This window comes from Streptomyces sp. NPDC032472 (genome assembly GCF_040636955.1).
Classification (GTDB): Bacteria; Actinomycetota; Actinomycetes; order Streptomycetales; family Streptomycetaceae; genus Streptomyces.
This window is the reverse complement of sequence record NZ_JBEZVK010000107.1, coordinates 1-15871: the sequence shown is the minus strand read 5'-3', so window position 1 is coordinate 15871 and position 15871 is coordinate 1. Positions and strand designations below refer to the sequence as shown.

The following is a 15871-nucleotide window of genomic DNA, read 5'->3' as shown; positions in this document are numbered from 1 at the left end:
GACATGGGGGATCGCTCTCCTTGATAGCCGTGGGGGACTGGCTGAGAGAGTGCCAGTAAGACGAGCGAAATGACAGGTACGCAACATGGATTTGACCTGCCGTTGTCCGTTGAGCGGCGGACATGGTCCGCTCAACGAACGAAAACGGTGCATTCCGCTTACGTCGAACCGGAGTTGTCGGCCGGAGGTTGTCCTCAGCGCTGCCGAGGTGTGGTTGCCGTGTGCCGTACGGTGAAATTCCGTCGCAGGAACGCCCCCGGGTTGGTGGGATGGAGGCATGAGCTTCCCTCGCACCGCAGCGACCGAGGTGGTCGTTACCCCGTCCATGTCCGCGATCTGACGCCCGCTGACCTGCCGTCGTGCACCTGGTCGGGATCCGCGACCCACCTGCGCCATGTGGCAGGCGAGTTGGAGCGGGCGGCGGCCGGCGAGGTGGACTACCTCGCCGTGTGCACCGCGGCCGACCTCCCGGTGGCCATCGGCGGCGTCGACTACCGGATCGCCTCCGACGCAGGCACGCTGTGGCAGCTCGCGGTGTTCCCGGCCCTCCAGTCCCGCGGACTCGGCTCCTTCCTCGTCCGGGCGGCCGAGGACCGCATCCGGGCGCGCGGTCTGCCCCGGGCCGAACTCGCCGTGGAGGACGACAACCCGCGGGCCCGCGCCCTCTACGAGCGACTCGGATACGCGGCCTTCGACCGGCGGCCCGACGCCTGGGACGAGGAGGCGCCCGACGGCTCGATCCGCAGGTACGAGACCATGTGCACGCTCATGCGCAAGCACCTGGCCTAGGAGGCCAAGCTCCCGCGGCAGTACGAATGTTCTAGGGTCGGCGTCATGAGCACGCAGAACCCGACCCTTGAGTCGCTCCTGTTGCAGGTCGCCCGCCAAGATGCCGTGTGGCAGGCCGAAAAGGACCTGAAGGCGCTAGGACCCGAAGGGGTCGGCAGCCTGCTGGAGATACGACGAAACGGACCGGGCACACTGCGCCGCCACGCGCTCCACGCGCTGGCGATGCTCGGCGCCGGGGACGAGCTGGACGACCGGGACCGGCGGGCGCTGGAGCGCCTCGTTCGGATCAAGCTGCTGAACGACCGGCCGCTGGACTGCCACTGCCCGTTCATGTGGATCGCGGTGCCGGCCGCTGCGTACGAGGGTGTCTTCGACGCCTTGGGGCTGTACGACCGACATCCCCGCGACCATGGCCATGGGCATGTCGGCAGTGCAGCATGACACGGCCGTGACGACCGGCCCCGACGGCGAGGAGCGGACCGTCCACCGGGCCTTCGTCACGCCCGAGTTCGCCGGTTGGCGGATGGTGTTCGGCGGTCCGGTGTCCACGTGCGTCGAGGAGGAGGTGCTGGCCCGGGTCAGCGCGCACTGCGGTCAGGCCCACTTCTACTTCCGTAACGCCTACGACGACGACGACCACATCTGGGCGATCGCCGAGCAGGGCAGGGTGATCCGCTCCTACCGGACCTACCGCGAACCGGCATGGACGGGCGAGCCGATGCCTTGGGAGACCCCTCAGACGGAAGACGAATACTGGGAACCCGGCTTGTACGAGCCGAACGCCTCGTGCGAGACCAATGCCAACGACGTGGCGGAAACACTGACCGTCGACCCGGAGAAGATCGACGAGAACACCCCCATGAGCGGTCACGGCTGGCTGACCGTCACCGCGCCCGGCGTCGGGAACGGACCGTTCCCCGGGGCCCTCGCGATCTGACCCGCGCCCCGGTGTCGCCCGGCCGATTCCCTACCCTGGTGGGACGTCCCACCCGTCCGCGCCGCCGCAGCAGCTGTCCCGGAGCAGGTGGCGGGTGACGGCACGCCAGCCGCCCTCGGGCTCCGGGGCCGGGGACGAACCGCCACCGGCCATCGCGCCGAGCAGGTCGGCCCGTTCGTGGAGCACGCCGCCGCGGACCGCCGCCCGGACCCGGAGCAGTTCGGCGAAGTCGGTGAACGGGTCTCCGTCGACCACCGTCAGGTCGGCGATCCGGCCCGGCTCGACGGTGCCCAGCCGGTCCTCCAGCCCGAACAGCCGGGCCGGGATGCGGGTCGCGGTGGCCAGGGCCTCGGCAGGGCTCAGTCCGTACCGGTGCAATGCCCGCAGGGCCAGGTGCAGATGGAGGCCGACCGGTACCAGCGGGGCGTCCGTGCCCAGCGCCACCAGCCCGCCGCCCGCCAGGATCCGCCGGTAGACCGACACTTCCCGCTCCAGGGCCAGCAGTTGGTCGGCCGTCGCCGGCACGGCCGCCGCGGCCCGCACGGCGGCCACGTCCCACGGCGGCATCAGCGTCCGCACCCGCTCGTCCTCCGCGGCCGCCGGATCCTCGCCGAGCAGCGGCAGCGCCGTGAACGGGGTGGCGATCAGATGGAACCGGCCGCGGGTGTAGAGCTCCAGGGTGTCCTGGTAGGTGAACCCCTGCGCGGTGGCGCCGTGCCCGCTCTCGGCGCGCTCGGTGGCCACCAGGTGCGTGGTGAGGTCCTGCCCGGTGGCGATCCCCGCGGCACACAGATGGGACCCCGCCCGCACGCCGAGCCGCTCGTGCGCGTACCGGGCGGCCTCCGCCATCAGCCAGCCGGGCGCGCGCACGTAGGTCTTCAGGACGTCCCAGTCCAGCTCCGCCGCCCGGGCGAGCGAGCGGGCCACCCCCTCGCGCGTGCGGTGGGCGCGGCTCATCGTGTACGCGACCCGGCTGCCGTCCAGGTGCTCCCCGCAGGTCAGCAGCCGCGGCCCGGCGAGCCGTCCGGCCAGTACGTCCTGCCGGAGGCGGGCCTGTTCCTGGGCGGAGCCGCCGAGGGACACGGTCGTGGTGATCCCGTAGGCGAGGGCGGTGACCCCCTGCCGGGCGCCGTAGGTGTTGCAGTACGGGTGCACGTGCGCGTCCCAGAGACCGGGCAGGACGGTGCCCTCGGGTACGTCGACGGTCCGCGAGGCCCGGCGCCGGGTGCCGCCCGCGCGCCGCGGCTCGACGGCCGCGATGCGCCCCTCGCGGATCAGGACGTCCACCTCGGTGCGCGGCGGGGCACCGGTGCCGTCCCAGAACCGTCCGGCGCGCACCAGCATGTCCACTGGTTCTGGTCGGCGGCGGTCCAGGGCGACCGGTACGGTCCGGGCGGGTCCGTCCGGGGAGCCGTCCGCGGTGAGACGAAGCAGCCGCAGCCGGGCGCCGGACTGGTAGAGGAGGGTGCGGGAGTCCCCGGACCAGGAAGGGTGTTCGGCGGGCTCGTCGGTGATCCGGCGGGCGGATCCGGACGGGGTGCCGTCCGCGCTGACCGGCAGCAGCCACAGCGCCGACTCCGCGACACAGGCCAGGTGCCGGCCGTCCGGTGACCAGACCGGGCCGGACGCGTACCGGTCGGACAGCGAGACGTGCGGGGCCAGGGCGTACAGCCGGGCCGTCCCGGTGGCGGCGTCCACGACCCGGATCAGGTTGTAGCCTTCGCGGAACCGCTGGTTGAGCCGGTTGCGGTCGCAGAGCACCAGGTGGCGGCCGTCCGGCGACCAACTGGGCATGCCGGGCAGCCCGCCTCCGCCGAGCGGGGCCGCCAGGGGCGTCTCGCTGCCGGTGGCCAGGTCGCGGACCAGCAGCCGTCCCGTCAGGTCGAGGGCCGCCAGCCGTGACCCGTCGGGCGAGAGGGCCCCGTACACGCGGCCGCCCGGACTGATCGCCTGCTCCGGCCCGCCGGACAGCGCCTTGCGGTGCACCGTGTTCAGCCCGGCCCGGTCGTGCGTGTAGACCAGGTCCCGGCCGTCGGGGCTCCAGACCGGGCCCTGGACGTAGGCGGTGGGCGGGAGTTGGATCCGGCGCCGGGGCGCGCCGCCGGTTGTCGGGACGGTCCACAGGGCGCCGAGCGCGGCGAAGGCCACCGTCCGGCCGTCGGGGGACAGGGAGGGAAGGTGGATCCCGCGGACCGGGCGCCGCTGCTCGGTCTCCAGCTCGTGGTCCTTGACCCGGTAGCGGGGGCGGGGCACGTCCAGCTCGGCGTGGAAGGCCAGGATCCGGTCGGGCTCCGGGCCGGCGGCGCCGCGGTCCGGGCGGATCACCCGGAACTGCCCGTCCAGCGTGACCAGCATGCGGTCGTCGCCGATCCAGCGCGGGGGAGCGGGGGCGAGATCACCGTCCAGCGGGATGCGCCGGCCGTCGGCCCACAGGGTCACGGTCTCCGCGCGGCGGGGGCCGGGGAGGGCGCACAGCCAGGCCGTGCGGCCGGCGGGGGAGACCGCCGGGGCGAGCAGCCGCCCTTCGGCGGCGGTGTACTCGGTGCGGACGGGGCCGCCGCCGTCGGCGGCCACCGAGGCCAGGACGCGCGCCACCAGGCCGTCCGCGGTCACCGCGCCCCGGACGAACAGCACTCGGCGGCCGTCTGCCGACCAGGCGGGGTCGTAGTCCTCCCAGGCCCCGTCCTGACCCGGCCCCTGCTGCCCGGGCATCCCCGTCAGCTGCCGGGGAGTGGCTCCCGAGGTCGGGGGCAGGGTCCAGATCCGGTACGGGCTGCCCGCGACCGGGTCGCCACCGCGCTCGGAGCAGAACGCGAGCGTGCGGCCGTCTGGGGACCAGGCCGGTGCCCGGTGGTCGAACGGGCCCTCGGTGAGCGGGCGCAGGCCGGAACCGTCCGCGCCCAGCAGCCAGATGTGGAAATTGCCGCTCCGGTAGGCGCTGACGGCCACCTGCCCGCCGTCCGGGGAGAGCACCGGACGGGTGGGCTCCAGGTCGGCCGGGGTGAGGGCGGTGGCGGCGGAGCCGTCCGCGGGCAGCGACCACAGCACGCCCTGCACCTCGGCGACCACCCGCTCCCCGACGGCGGTGGCCGCCCCGTTCGTGGCCGCGGTCAGCTGCAGCCGCACGGTGTCCCCGGCGGGCTGCGCAGCGGCGGCCACCCGCCCAGGACCCGGGCCCCGTACGGGCATCGCCCCGGCGGTCCCCTCGGCCGTCATCGGCAGGGGCAGCGCCCCCATGGACGCCGCTGCCCGGAGGATCGTCCTGCGCGCCACTGCCATACCGGCCACCCGCTCCCGCTCGCGTTCCCGCAGACCCCTCGACAGGCGCTTCAACGATCAAGGCAGGCCCGGGAAACGCTCGCCCCTGCGGCCGGGATGATGACCGGACCGCCGCAGGGACCGCTTCGGCTCCTGCTACTGCTACTGCTACTGCTACTGCTACTGCTACTGCGTGAGCGGGGCGGGGGCAGGGGTGCCGTAGAAGGTGATCGGGCCCCAGCCGTGGTCCTGAGCGATCTTGTTGAGTGCGTTGGCGAGCTCGATGGGAGCAATGTCGTACGAGGCCGGGGCATCCACGGTGGAGACGCTGAAGGTGATCGCCACCTCGCCGCCGACTCCGGGAACCGTGCTGGTGCCTTTGAACAGGGTCCCGCGAGGGAACGCGGATGCGGCGGCCTGAGTTCCTTGCGCGGTGGCGCCGGCCTTCTTGGTCTGCTCGCCCTGCGCCTGCGCAGCCTCGGCCGCTGCCCCGGAGGCAAGCACTGCTCCCGCCGCAGCCGTTCCCGAGTAGCCGATCAGCGAGCGCCGCGAAATTCCTGACATGAACTGCCTCCTAGGTTGCCCGAGCCCTTTCAACGGCTCGGGCAACCTACCTGCCACTCGCCGGATCAGGCGGTTTCCTCCTGCACACCCGGAGCCTCCCTCGGTAACAACTGCCACAGCGACGCCGGCGATGCAGGGGACCGGGACACGACCTTCAGCCGCAGCGTCGCGAAACGGCAACCTTCACGGAAACCCCGTCTCCACGGTCGCCACTGTGATGATCTGGACCCCCACACCCACGTCCGCATCCAGGGAGGCCGCCATGTCCCGAACACCGCAGGAGATCTTCCAGAGTTACGTCTACGCCGGAGCCTTCACCCGGAACGCCGATGCACTGGCCGAGAGCTTCACGCCCGACGGCATCCTCGAAGCGCCTCTCATGGCCGCCGACGGGGCCTTTCCCCGGCGGCTGGTGGGCCGCGAGGAGATCCGCAGCGGCATGGCGGAGTACTACCGCCGCCAGGCAAAGCACATCCGCTCGCCGAACCCCGAGAAGTCCGGCTACGTACTGCACACCACATCCGACCCCGACGTGTTCATCGCCGAGATCGACACGGTCTTCGACGGGGACGCTGAGGACGTGTCAGTCTCGCTCGTCCAGATCTTCCGCATCCGTGACGGCAAGATCGCCAGACTCCGTGACTACTTCGCACCGGACCTGATCAGTTGAGAACCAGCCGTCCCCGCCGATGACGGAGAATGCAAGGTTGTGATCGAACTCAAGCGCGGCACATCCGCCCTCGCCGTCCTCGCCGTCGCCCTTGTGGGCGCCGTGGCCCCGACCTCACCCAGCGCGGCCGCTGACAGCGCCCTGCACGAGACTGCCTTCCCCAGCTCCCGTACGACTGGCCGCCCGACGGCACCCGACAAAGCGACGGTCACGGAAGGGCAGGTCAAGGAGGTCGCCCCCGGTGGCGTGATCACCTATCCCAGCGTCACCAGCTGCCTCACCCTGACCGTGAGACTGCGGGACGGCGGTCTCGTTGGTGCTCATGCCAGCCTGTTCCAGGTGCCGGGTGAACTGCGCTCCGATGAGATTCCGGCAGCGCTCAAACACCTTGTCGGCAACCGCCCCGTGACCGCGGTCCAGGTCAAGGGGGCGGTCGGCGCCTGGCATCCGAGCTACTTCGTGAAGGCGAGCGAGACATACGGCGAGGGCGAACAGCCGCCGTACCCGGAACGCCCGGACCCCGAGGGCCTCGCCAGCGCGGTATCCCAGGCGCTCGACCTGCCCCGCCGCCTCGTCACGGTCGAGGACGTACCCGACGGAGACCAGATCGCGAGCTGACAAGGGACGGGTCGGACGGAAAACACCTTGGCGGTCCGCCGCCGGCTGCGACGATGCCCCTGTTTCCCGAGCGGAGGGCATTTGTTCGTTTTCGTGTGCGCGGGGTGCGGAGCCGAGCTCACCGCCCCGTCGAAGACTCCGACCCCGGACCGCTCTCCTGGGCGGAGCTGAGGGCGGAAGGGAAGGGCGTGCCCCTGTTCGAGCCGATCGCCCAGTGGGGATCGCCGTCCGGGTCGGGAGACCGGTGGTCGTGGAGCCCGCAGTGGACGGCGGCAGCCGGGCGGGCGCTCGCCCACCTCCTGGCCGCTTCGGAGCGCCGCGCCGGCGCCGTCCCGGACGGCTTGGCCGCGGAGATGTTCCAACGCGCCCTCGACGCCCTGCTGCCGGCGGGCCCGCCGACACGGCGCGCCGTCCTTGCCGGCCCGGGGCTGCCTGCCCCCGGCGCGGACGCGGACATCATCCTCGTGCCGTCCCATCCGCAGACCGGAGAGGTCTGGAGCCCGGCCGCGTCCGCCGCCCGGACGTACTCGGTGCCGCTGCCGTTCGGGGTATGGCTCCGGCTGGTCTTCCCCGAGCCGCAGCTGCCCGTCCCCGCGTCCAGGCCCATGCCCGACGGCGTTCTGCGCGACGATCCGCCCCCACCGCGTGTCCACGACGCGTTCCGGATCGACTGGGCAGTGTTCCAGCACACCTTGACGCGGATGGAGGCGGCCCGCAGCCCATGGCTGCGCGAGATCCTCGTGCCCTCCACGTCACGCATGCGCGCCCGCAACGTCTAGCGCCCCGCGGCAAGCCCGTTGTACGTCCGTCGCATCCGAGGCTGTGCCGGGGCAGGGGCCCGGTTCAGCGGGAGCGGGTCAGGGTTGTGGGGGCGCCCGCGGACTGGGCTCCCTCCGACTCCAGGGTCAGCCGGTCCGGATCCGCCAGGGTCAGCACGTACAGATTGCCCTGGGGGCAGTCGAAGGTCGCCGCGCGGTCCGTGGGATGGCTGGTCACGGCCGCGAAGACAGCGGTGTTCCGGCCGACCTGCCGCAGTGCGAGGGCCTCCGTGCAGCCCAGGTTGCGCCCGCTGGACGTCTCCTTGACCTCGCTGACCTGCCGGCCCACCACCTCGCCCACGGCGCCGGGGCTGAGCGTGACCGTGACGGTGAACTCTCCCGTCCGCGCGCGGACGACGCCGTCCGCGTCCGGGGTACCGGGGCCGACGCCGGACCACGTACCCGCCCACGACACCGGCAGTGCCTGCGCCGAAGGCGAGGACCCCGACGGGGATGCGGCCGGGCTGCCCGAAGGGGGAGCGGTCCCGGCTCCGTCGCCGCTCCAGGGGAACCGGACCGGGAGGACGGCGGCTGCCGCCAGTACGGCCGCTCCGGCGGTAGCGCCGAGCAGCACGGGCCGACGCGACCCCCGTCCGCTCGGGCGCCCGGAGGCGGCCTGTGAAGTCAGCGGTCCCTCGGGCGCCGTGGCCGGGACCTCCGGCGGCGCACCGGGAGGCGGCGGAGGGGTCGGGGTGGATCCGGTCCCGGAACGGGGCGGGGTGAGGAGGAGCCGGAGCTCGGCCTCCCGGCGGGCGACCTCGGCCGGAAGGGCCGGCGGCACCGCCTCGCTCCAGTCCGGCCCCGCACCGGCGTCGAGCCGTGCCCGTATCCCCTCGGCGGTCGGACGCCGGCCGGGATCCTTGGCCAGGCATTCCCGCACCAGCGGAAGGATCACCTCCGGTACGCCGTCGAGCAGGGGCTCGGCGTGGACGATCCGGTACAGCAGGGCCGGCAGGTCCAGCTCCTCACCCGCCGCCAGGAACGGGCTGCGCCCCGTGGCCGCGTACACGAGGACCGCAGCGAGGGAGAACACGTCCGCCGGGGCCGCCGCGACGTCGCCGGTCGCCTGCTCCGGCGCCAGGAAGCCGGGCGTGCCGACCACCGCGCCCGTCCGGGTGCGGCGCGGGTCCTGCGCTGCGCGGGCGATGCCGAAGTCGATGAGGAAGGGCCGCTCCGGGCCGAGCAGCACGTTCCCCGGTTTGATGTCGCGGTGTACCACTCCCGCCGCCCGCACGGCGACGAGGGCGGCCGACAGCTCCCGGGCCAGGCAGGCCACGGCGGGCGCGGCCAGCGGCCCGTGCGTGCGCACCCAGTCGCCCAGCGACGGGGCGGCGACGTACTCCGTCGCCAGCCACTGCGGTGTCGCGCCGGGCGGGCTGAAGTCCACCACGGAGACCGTCCAGGCGCACCGGACGCGGTCGTTGGTGCGTATCTCCCCGGCGAAGCGTTCGGCGAAGTCCGGCTGGAGGCCGAGATCGCGGTGCACGGTCTTCAGGGCCAGGGGCCGACCCGAGACGGTCCGGGCCAGGAACACCTCGCCCATGCCTCCCTCGCCGAGCCGCGCCAGCAGGGGGTAGCCGCCGATCTCCGGCGGGTCACCGGGCCGCAGTGCCTCCACAAGTCCCCCCGCAATCCATGGCCGTTGCCGCCCCGCCGCGCACGGGCCGTCCTGTGGGGGCCACCCTAGGGGACGCGCCGACGCGCCGACGGGCCGAGGCGGCCGTCCCTGCTCCGCTGCCACAGGCCGACCGCAAGAGGGGGCGCTCACGAGAGGGCGGCTCGCGCGGCGCACCCGCCCCGGACGGGGGAGAGAAACACGAGAGGCCCGGCCTGGGGGCGGGACCGGGCCGGGCTGCCCGGGTCAGTTCGCGGGGGTGAGGCCGGTCGGCACCTGCCAGCGGTAGCGCTGACCCTTGTTGGTCATCTTCAGGCCCTGCTTGAAGACGGCCAGGCCCAGTTCGTTGGAGGCCTTCGCGAGCAGCGGAACGACGTCCCCGCTCTTGCCGTAGCCGAAGCTCAACGGGTCGGTGGCCTGCAGGGCGATCTTGCTGAGGTCGGCCGGTGGCACGGAGACGATGTCGGCGGCGTGGTCCCCGGCCAGATGGCGGATCAGACTCGGGCCCACCCCGGCGAACAACGGGCCGGGCAGGCACTCGCGGATGAAGTCCAGCACCCCCTTCGTCAGCCGGGTGCCGGCCTCGGAGGGCCGCTGCTGGCGCCTCAGGATCGCGTCCATCAGGGTGGCCCCGTCCTCGAACCGCTCGGGGTTGAGGCGCTCGTCGATGCCGAGGACCTGCCCGACGACCCGCCACAGGTGGAAGTACGCGTCCCGGTCCGCCGCCGGGAGCTCCACGCCCAGCTTGGCGAGGCCCTTCGGGATGACCACCGAGAAGCTCATCAACGTACCGGCCAGGTCCTCCTGGTTGACGGGGACGCCCCAGGCGGTGTCCCAGGCGTCGTGGCGCGACAGGTGGTACCGCATCGTGGCGTGCAGCAGCCGGATCGTCTGTGCGGAGCGGATCCCGCGGCCGGCCGGGTCCAGGCTGCCGGTGTCCAGTACGTCGACGACGAACTGCGCCGTCTCCATCAGCCTGCGGAACACCCCCTCGGTCAGCCGGGTCGACAGGTGCAGTACCTGCGCACCGTTCGCGCAGCCGTAGCACAGCGGGAGCGAAGCGCACAGCAGGTTCGTGGTGATGTGCCCCTGGTAGCGGCCGAGGAGCCCCTGCCCGCGCCGGATCAGCGCCGGGTCCGCCCACTCGGGCAGGACCTGGCTCGCGGCGAAGTACGCACGCAGCCGGTCGGGCAGCCCCTCCGGGACCGGCCCGGCGTTCCGGCCCAGCGCGCCGAGGGCGGCCCGGACCTCGTCCTCCCGTCCCAGGTCGTAGATCTCCTCGATGGCGGCGTCCGCCAGCGGGTCGCCGCACTTGCGCTTCGGATCCAGAATCTCGTCGGTCCACTGGCCTGCGGGCATGGCTGTACCTCCGCGGAATCAGAGTGAGGGGAAGACGGGGGAGACGGCAGCATCCGGCCGGACGGCAGTCGCCGCGGCCCGAGCCGTGTCCGTGCCCCCGTTCTAGCGGCCCGTCCGCCCCTTCCCACAGGGGGTGTCGCCCGGACGGACCAAGCCGAATCGATACCTCGTCCGGCAGCCGGGTGCATGTGCTACGCCGCCCGCGCGGTCGGCCCTTCCCCGACACGGATTTCCGCATCATCCACGACGCGACCGGGCAGTGCCTGATCGCAGCGCCCGGCGGCATCTCCTACGGCATCCAGGAGGGCACCGATCGGCTGACCGGCGAGAAGGGAACCATCACCTACAGCCACACCAACGATCCCCTCCTGCGGCTGGCTGGACTCAAGGGCGGCGTTCTGGAGCGCTGGCACCTGCGCGACGCCAAGGACTCGTGGGCCGGCCGTACAACTACCTGCTCAGCTCCGAGGAGACCATCAAGGGCTACTTCGGCTTCTCGGCGGAGGGCACCGACCTTGCGTATGCCGAGGCGCAGGTACGCCTTCGGGGAGCAGGTTCCACGTTCATGGGCAAGTGGCAGTCTGAAGGCGGCTTCATCTTCCGCGAAGGTCAGCCCGACACCGTGTTGAGCCCCGCCACGTACGGTGGCACCACCTACCTGGTCCTCGCTCGTCGAGGGGCACTGCCCGGCCAGCAGTGGAGCTTCAAGGCCGAGTAGGCACAGGCGCGGACACGGAGACCCGCATCGTGGACGGGCGGGCACCCTGCTCCTTCCGTCCGAGCTCCGCGCAGGCTCGGGTGGGGGTCGGCGGTCGGGAGTCTGTCGTATCGTTCCCTTTCGGACCCCCGGCTGCCCGTGAACGCACCCGCGGGCCGGTGCCTCGTGATCGTGCGTACAGGAGTCCTCCCCGTGTCCTCGCCCCTCCCCGCTGCAGGTTCCGCGCAGCCCGTGCGTGTCCTGCTGGTGGAGGACGACGACCTGATGCGCCGGTCCTTCGCACTGGCGCTGGAGCGCTACGGGTACGAGGTGCAGACCGCCGCCGACGGGCTGGCCGGACTGGAGTTCTTCCGCGACGAAGCCTTCGACCTGCTGGTCCTCGACGTGATGCTGCCTGGTCTGGACGGGATCGGCCTGTGCCGCAGGGTCCGGGAGACCAGTTTGGTGCCGGTGCTGATGATGTCCGCGCGGGGCGACGGCCTGGACGTCGTCGCCGGCCTGGAAGCCGGGGCTGACGACTACGTGGTCAAGCCGGTGGAGACGTACGTCCTGGTGGCCCGCATCCGCTCGCTGCTGCGGAGGGCGACGTACCCGGCCGCCGCGGAGCCGCAGCATGCGCCGGAACCGGGGCCGGGGCCGGCCGCGGGGGAGCGGCCGCCGTCCGCCGGCGAGGTGCTGGTGTTCGGGGACCTGAGCATCGACACCGCCGGCATGGAGGTGTTCGTCGCGGGCAGCCCGGTGGCGCTGACCCCGACCGAGTTGAAGCTGCTGCTGGAGTTCGCCGCCCGCCCCGGAGTCGTACTGGAGCGGCACACCCTGCTGCGCGACGTATGGGAGTACGGCTGGGACGGAGACAGCCGGGTCGTGGACCTGTGCGTCCAGCGGCTGCGCCGGAAGGTGGGCCGGGACCGGATCGAGACGGTCCGCGGATTCGGCTACAAGTTCAGGCGCTGAGGCCGGTGCGCGCGTTGCACAAGCCGCAGAAGCCTTACGGGTCATGGCCGGCCCGCACGTCCCTGCGCTGGAAGATCGCCGCGCTGGCCGCGGCCAGCGCCTGCCTGGTCGCGGCGACCGTCGGCGTCCTGGTGCACCGGTGGACCGCGGACGACGTCCGCGACCGGGCCGAGGCGCGGGCCTTGAACACGCTCTACTCGGCCGCCGACGTCTACCGGCGGACCGGAGCGCTGGCGGACGGCGCCGAGCTCGATCCCGCCGATCTGCCCACCGACCTGCGCCACCCGGCCGACGGCAGACGCCGTACGGCCTACGACGGGCGCGTGGAGGGAAATCTCGGCCCGAGCGTCTGGGGTGCCCAGCGGACCGGGGGCCCCGGCAGCCCGGTCCTCGCCGTCCGAATCAACATGGGCCCCGATCTCCACACCTTGCGTCAGCTCGACGTGACCATGGTGACGGCCTCGCTGATCGCGCTCGCGGCGGCGACGCCCCTGTCGGTCTACGGGGCCGGGCTGCTCGCCCGCAGGCTGCGGCGGGTCGCGCAGACCGCGGCCCGCATCTCCGGCGGCGACTTCGACGCCCGCACCGGGCCCACCCCCGGTGGCGACGAGGTGGCCGACATCGCCGCCACCGTCGACCTCATGGCCGACAGCCTCAGCCGACGGCTGCAGACCGAGCGCCGGTTCACCGCGGACGTGGCCCACGAACTGCGCACCCCCGTCGGCGGCCTGCTGGCCGCCTCCGACCTGCTGGGGCCGGGGGAGACGGAGGACCTGATCCGTACCCGGGTACGCGATCTGCGCGGCCTGGTCGAGGACCTGCTGGAGATCTCCCGCCTGGACGCCGGTGCCGAGCACCCGCTGCGCACGCGGGTGCCGCTCGGCGCCGTCGTCTCGGAGGCCGTGGCGCGCACCGGCCTCGACACCGAGCTCACCTTCACCGAGGACGGATCCGCGCAGGACGCAGCAACGGGCCCGGCCGGGCCGTCCGTGGAGACCGACCCGCGCCGGCTCGAGCGGATCATCGGCAACCTCGTCGTCAACGCCCACCGGCACGGCGCGGCCCCCGTACAGGTCACCGTCCAGGGGCGCACGGTCGTCGTACGCGACCACGGGCCCGGTTTCCCCCAGGACCTGCTGCTCCACGGCCCGCGCCGCTTCCACACCGGCGCGCGCGAACGGGGCGCGGGACACGGCCTGGGCCTGACCATCGCCGCGGGCCAGGCCCGCGTCCTCGGCGCCGAGCTGCGCCTGGACAACGCCCCGGACGGCGGCGCCGTGGCCGCGCTGCACCTGCCGGCCTGACCGGGCGGCGCCCGAACCGCTGCGAAGCCCCGGCTGCTGCCGTCTTGCTGCAGAACTGCTGCACAGCAGAGCAGCCACTGATACACGGCGGCCCAGGCCCCGATACGTTGCACGGACACCCTTCGAGTACGTACGTCCTTCCGTACTCGAAGAGGAGTTTTCGTGACCGCCCATTCCGTCGCCCCGTACGCGACGCCGCACGCCTCGCCCGGCGTCGCGGCCGCCACCGCCGACCTGACGAAGGTCTACGGCAGCGGCGACACCCGGGTCGTGGCCCTGGACCGGGTGAGCATCTCATTCCGGGAGGCCGAGTTCACCGCGATCATGGGACCCTCCGGCTGCGGCAAGTCCACCCTCATGCACTGCGCCGCCGGACTCGACTCCCCCACCTCCGGATCCGTGCGCGTGGGCACCACCGAGCTGAGCACCCTGGGAGACCGGCAGCTCACGCAGCTGCGGCGCGACCGCATCGGGTTCGTCTTCCAGGCGTTCAACCTGCTGCCGACGCTGACCGCACTGGAGAACATCACGCTGCCGATGGCCATCGCCGGACGCCGCCCGGACCGGCAGTGGCTGGACCACGTGATCTCCATGGTGGGCCTCACCGAGCGCCTCGGCCATCGTCCCGCACAGCTGTCCGGAGGGCAGCAGCAGCGCGTCGCGGTGGCCCGTGCCCTCGCCTCGCGGCCCGCGATCGTCTTCGGTGACGAACCCACCGGCAACCTCGACTCCCGCGCCGGGGCCGAAGTCCTCGGCTTCCTGCGCGACTCGGTACGCGAGCTGGGCCAGACGGTGGTCATGGTCACCCACGACCCCGTCGCCGCCGGATACGCCGACCGCGTGGTCTTCCTCTCCGACGGCCGCCTGGTCGACGAGATGACCCGTCCCACCCCGGGCCGGGTCCTGGACCTGATGCGGCGTCTTCCCGGAGGAAACCCGGACACCCCCGCGAACCCCGGCGTCGGTGCCGGCCCGCACACCGGCTGATCCGGCCCCCCTTTCACCCAGGACCCACCGGCCCACCGCTCGCCGCCGTCGAGCCCGACCCCCGGAACCCCATGCTGAGAACAGCCCTGCGCAACATCCTGGCCCACAAGGCCCGCCTGGCCATGACCGTCCTCGCCGTCTGCCTCGGAGTCGCGTTCGTCAGCGGCACCCTCGTCTTCGCGGACTCCACCGCCGCCGCCCACCGCGCCGCCGCGTCGAAGAACTTCGCCGGGATCGCGGTCACCGTGACCGCGAAGACGCCACCGCCCGGGGCGCCCGCCGAACAGCAGGCCGACGTGCTCGACGACAGCCTCGTCCGCACACTGGCCGCCGTGCCCGGCGTCGCCGCCGTACGCCCGTCCGTCGACGGGGCGGCCGTCCTGAACGCGGCGGACGGCACCCCGCTGCGGGCCGGCCGGGCCTGGTCGAACCCGGCCGCCGCCTACGTCCCCGGCCCGGACGGCAAGGACACCCGCCACCCGCTGGTCGAAGGCCGTGCCCCGGCCGGCGGCGGCGAGATCGCCGTGGACCGCGGCACGGCCGCCGCCGGGCGGTTCCACCTCGGGGACCCGGTCACGCTGGCCACCGACGGCCCGGTGATGACCAAGCGCCTCGTCGGCATCGTCACCACCGACGACACGCGGGTGACCGCCGGCGGAACCCTCACCCTCTTCGACAGGGCGACCGCCCAGCAGCTGTTCGCGACCCCGGGCCACTACACCGGCCTCGATCTGACCGCCGCGCCCGGCACCGACCCGGCCGAACTCGCCCGCCGCGTCACCGACGTCCTGCCGGCCGATCGCGCCGAGGCCACCACCGGGGCCGCCCTGGCCGCCCAGCAGGCCATCCTGGTCAACACCCTGACCAGGGGCTACCAGAAGGTGCCGATGGTCTTCGCCGGGGTCTCGCTGTTCATCGGCTCGTTCCTCATCGTCAACACCTTCACCATGCTCGTGGCGCGGCGCACCCGAGAGATCGCGCTGCTGCGCGCGATCGGCGCGTCCCGCCGCCAGGTGTCCCGCTCCATCCTGCTGGAGGCCGCCCTGGTCGGCCTGGTCGCGTCGGCGGCCGGCTTCCTGCTCGGCCTCGCCATCGCCTCGGTGCTGCCCGGCTTCCTGCGCTCCGGAGAAAACACCCTGCCCCAGGGCCCCCTGGTGATCGGCCCGCGCTCCATCGCGGCGGCCTTCGGGGTGGGCGTGGGCGTCACGGTGCTCGCCGCGTGGCTGCCCTCGCGCAGGGCGGCGAAGGTCGCACCCGTCGAGGCGATGCGCACGGCCGGC

At 73.1% G+C, this 15871-nt stretch carries 14 protein-coding genes and 1 pseudogene; 11 read left to right on the top strand and 4 right to left on the bottom strand.

Annotated elements, in window-relative coordinates:
- Positions 1–264: 264 nt before the first annotated feature.
- From AB0F11_RS35205 to AB0F11_RS35195, 3 genes are read left to right on the top strand one after another with little or no spacing between them, the layout of a single operon-like run.
- Positions 265–789 carry a GNAT family N-acetyltransferase gene (locus AB0F11_RS35205; protein WP_362182988.1) on the top strand — a complete coding sequence of 175 codons (525 nt, stop codon included), beginning with the start codon at positions 265–267 and terminating at the stop codon, positions 787–789.
- Positions 790–834: 45 nt separating this feature from the next.
- The gene (locus AB0F11_RS35200; RefSeq protein WP_362182985.1) at positions 835–1230 is read left to right on the top strand and encodes a hypothetical protein; all 396 of its coding nucleotides are present in this window, start codon (positions 835–837) and stop codon (positions 1228–1230) included.
- Positions 1211–1726, top strand: a complete 516-nt coding sequence (locus AB0F11_RS35195) for a hypothetical protein (protein WP_362182982.1) — start codon at positions 1211–1213, stop codon at positions 1724–1726. Before AB0F11_RS35200 ends, AB0F11_RS35195 begins: the two co-directional genes overlap by 20 nt.
- A 30-nt stretch (positions 1727–1756) precedes the next feature.
- Here the strand turns inward: AB0F11_RS35195 and AB0F11_RS35190 are convergent, their stop codons facing one another.
- Positions 1757–4963, bottom strand: a complete 3207-nt coding sequence (locus tag AB0F11_RS35190; protein ID WP_362182979.1) for an amidohydrolase family protein — start codon at positions 4961–4963, stop codon at positions 1757–1759.
- Positions 4964–5170: 207 nt separating this feature from the next.
- Positions 5171–5548, bottom strand: a complete 378-nt coding sequence (locus AB0F11_RS35185) for a hypothetical protein (protein WP_362182977.1) — start codon at positions 5546–5548, stop codon at positions 5171–5173.
- Positions 5549–5810: 262 nt separating this feature from the next.
- Between AB0F11_RS35185 and AB0F11_RS35180 the strand changes: the two genes are divergently transcribed.
- The 3 genes and pseudogenes from AB0F11_RS35180 to AB0F11_RS35170 all read left to right on the top strand — a co-directional run.
- A complete protein-coding gene (locus AB0F11_RS35180; protein WP_362182974.1) occupies positions 5811–6218 on the top strand; it encodes a nuclear transport factor 2 family protein in 408 nt (135 codons plus the stop codon).
- A gap of 39 nt (positions 6219–6257) precedes the next feature.
- Complete coding sequence (locus AB0F11_RS35175) at positions 6258–6836, top strand: hypothetical protein (RefSeq protein WP_362182972.1); 579 nt, start codon at positions 6258–6260, stop codon at positions 6834–6836.
- A gap of 125 nt (positions 6837–6961) precedes the next feature.
- Positions 6962–7615 (top strand): annotated as a pseudogene (locus AB0F11_RS35170) (hypothetical protein); the annotation flags it as partial.
- A gap of 64 nt (positions 7616–7679) precedes the next feature.
- On the opposite strand, the gene AB0F11_RS35165 reads toward AB0F11_RS35170, so the two are convergent.
- Together AB0F11_RS35165 and AB0F11_RS35160 are read right to left on the bottom strand one after the other, a co-directional pair.
- Positions 7680–9272 (bottom strand): serine/threonine-protein kinase, encoded by a 1593-nt coding sequence (locus AB0F11_RS35165; RefSeq protein WP_362182970.1) that lies wholly within the window; start codon positions 9270–9272, stop codon positions 7680–7682.
- A gap of 243 nt (positions 9273–9515) precedes the next feature.
- Positions 9516–10628, bottom strand: a complete 1113-nt coding sequence (locus tag AB0F11_RS35160; RefSeq protein ID WP_362182968.1) for an oxygenase MpaB family protein — start codon at positions 10626–10628, stop codon at positions 9516–9518.
- A 433-nt stretch (positions 10629–11061) separates the two neighbouring features.
- On the opposite strand from AB0F11_RS35160, the gene AB0F11_RS35155 reads away from it, so the two are divergent.
- The 5 genes from AB0F11_RS35155 to AB0F11_RS35135 form a co-directional block, all read left to right on the top strand.
- Entirely contained in the window at positions 11062–11346 is a 285-nt protein-coding gene (locus AB0F11_RS35155; RefSeq protein ID WP_362182965.1) for a hypothetical protein, read from the top strand.
- A gap of 192 nt (positions 11347–11538) precedes the next feature.
- Complete coding sequence (gene cseB, locus AB0F11_RS35150; protein WP_362182962.1) at positions 11539–12300, top strand: two-component system response regulator CseB; 762 nt, start codon at positions 11539–11541, stop codon at positions 12298–12300.
- Positions 12301–12305: 5 nt separating this feature from the next.
- Positions 12306–13604 (top strand): HAMP domain-containing sensor histidine kinase, encoded by a 1299-nt coding sequence (locus tag AB0F11_RS35145; protein ID WP_362182960.1) that lies wholly within the window; start codon positions 12306–12308, stop codon positions 13602–13604.
- Between the two features lie 234 nt (positions 13605–13838).
- The gene (locus AB0F11_RS35140; protein WP_362182990.1) at positions 13839–14591 is read left to right on the top strand and encodes an ABC transporter ATP-binding protein; all 753 of its coding nucleotides are present in this window, start codon (positions 13839–13841) and stop codon (positions 14589–14591) included.
- Between the two features lie 71 nt (positions 14592–14662).
- A partial coding sequence (locus AB0F11_RS35135; protein ID WP_362182957.1) for an ABC transporter permease occupies positions 14663–15871 on the top strand: 1209 nt, incomplete at its 3' end.

What these genes read in the sequence shown, in the direction of transcription:
- AB0F11_RS35200 (WP_362182985.1), top strand. Translation starts at nt 835, where the DNA reads ATGAGCACGCAGAACCCGACCCTTGAGTCGCTCCTGTTGCAGGTCGCC.
- AB0F11_RS35185 (WP_362182977.1), bottom strand. Translation starts at nt 5,548, where the DNA reads ATGTCAGGAATTTCGCGGCGCTCGCTGATCGGCTACTCGGGAACGGCT.
- AB0F11_RS35160 (WP_362182968.1), bottom strand. Translation starts at nt 10,628, where the DNA reads ATGCCCGCAGGCCAGTGGACCGACGAGATTCTGGATCCGAAGCGCAAG.
- AB0F11_RS35195 (WP_362182982.1), top strand. Translation starts at nt 1,211, where the DNA reads ATGTCGGCAGTGCAGCATGACACGGCCGTGACGACCGGCCCCGACGGC.
- AB0F11_RS35180 (WP_362182974.1), top strand. Translation starts at nt 5,811, where the DNA reads ATGTCCCGAACACCGCAGGAGATCTTCCAGAGTTACGTCTACGCCGGA.
- AB0F11_RS35190 (WP_362182979.1), bottom strand. Translation starts at nt 4,963, where the DNA reads ATGGGGGCGCTGCCCCTGCCGATGACGGCCGAGGGGACCGCCGGGGCG.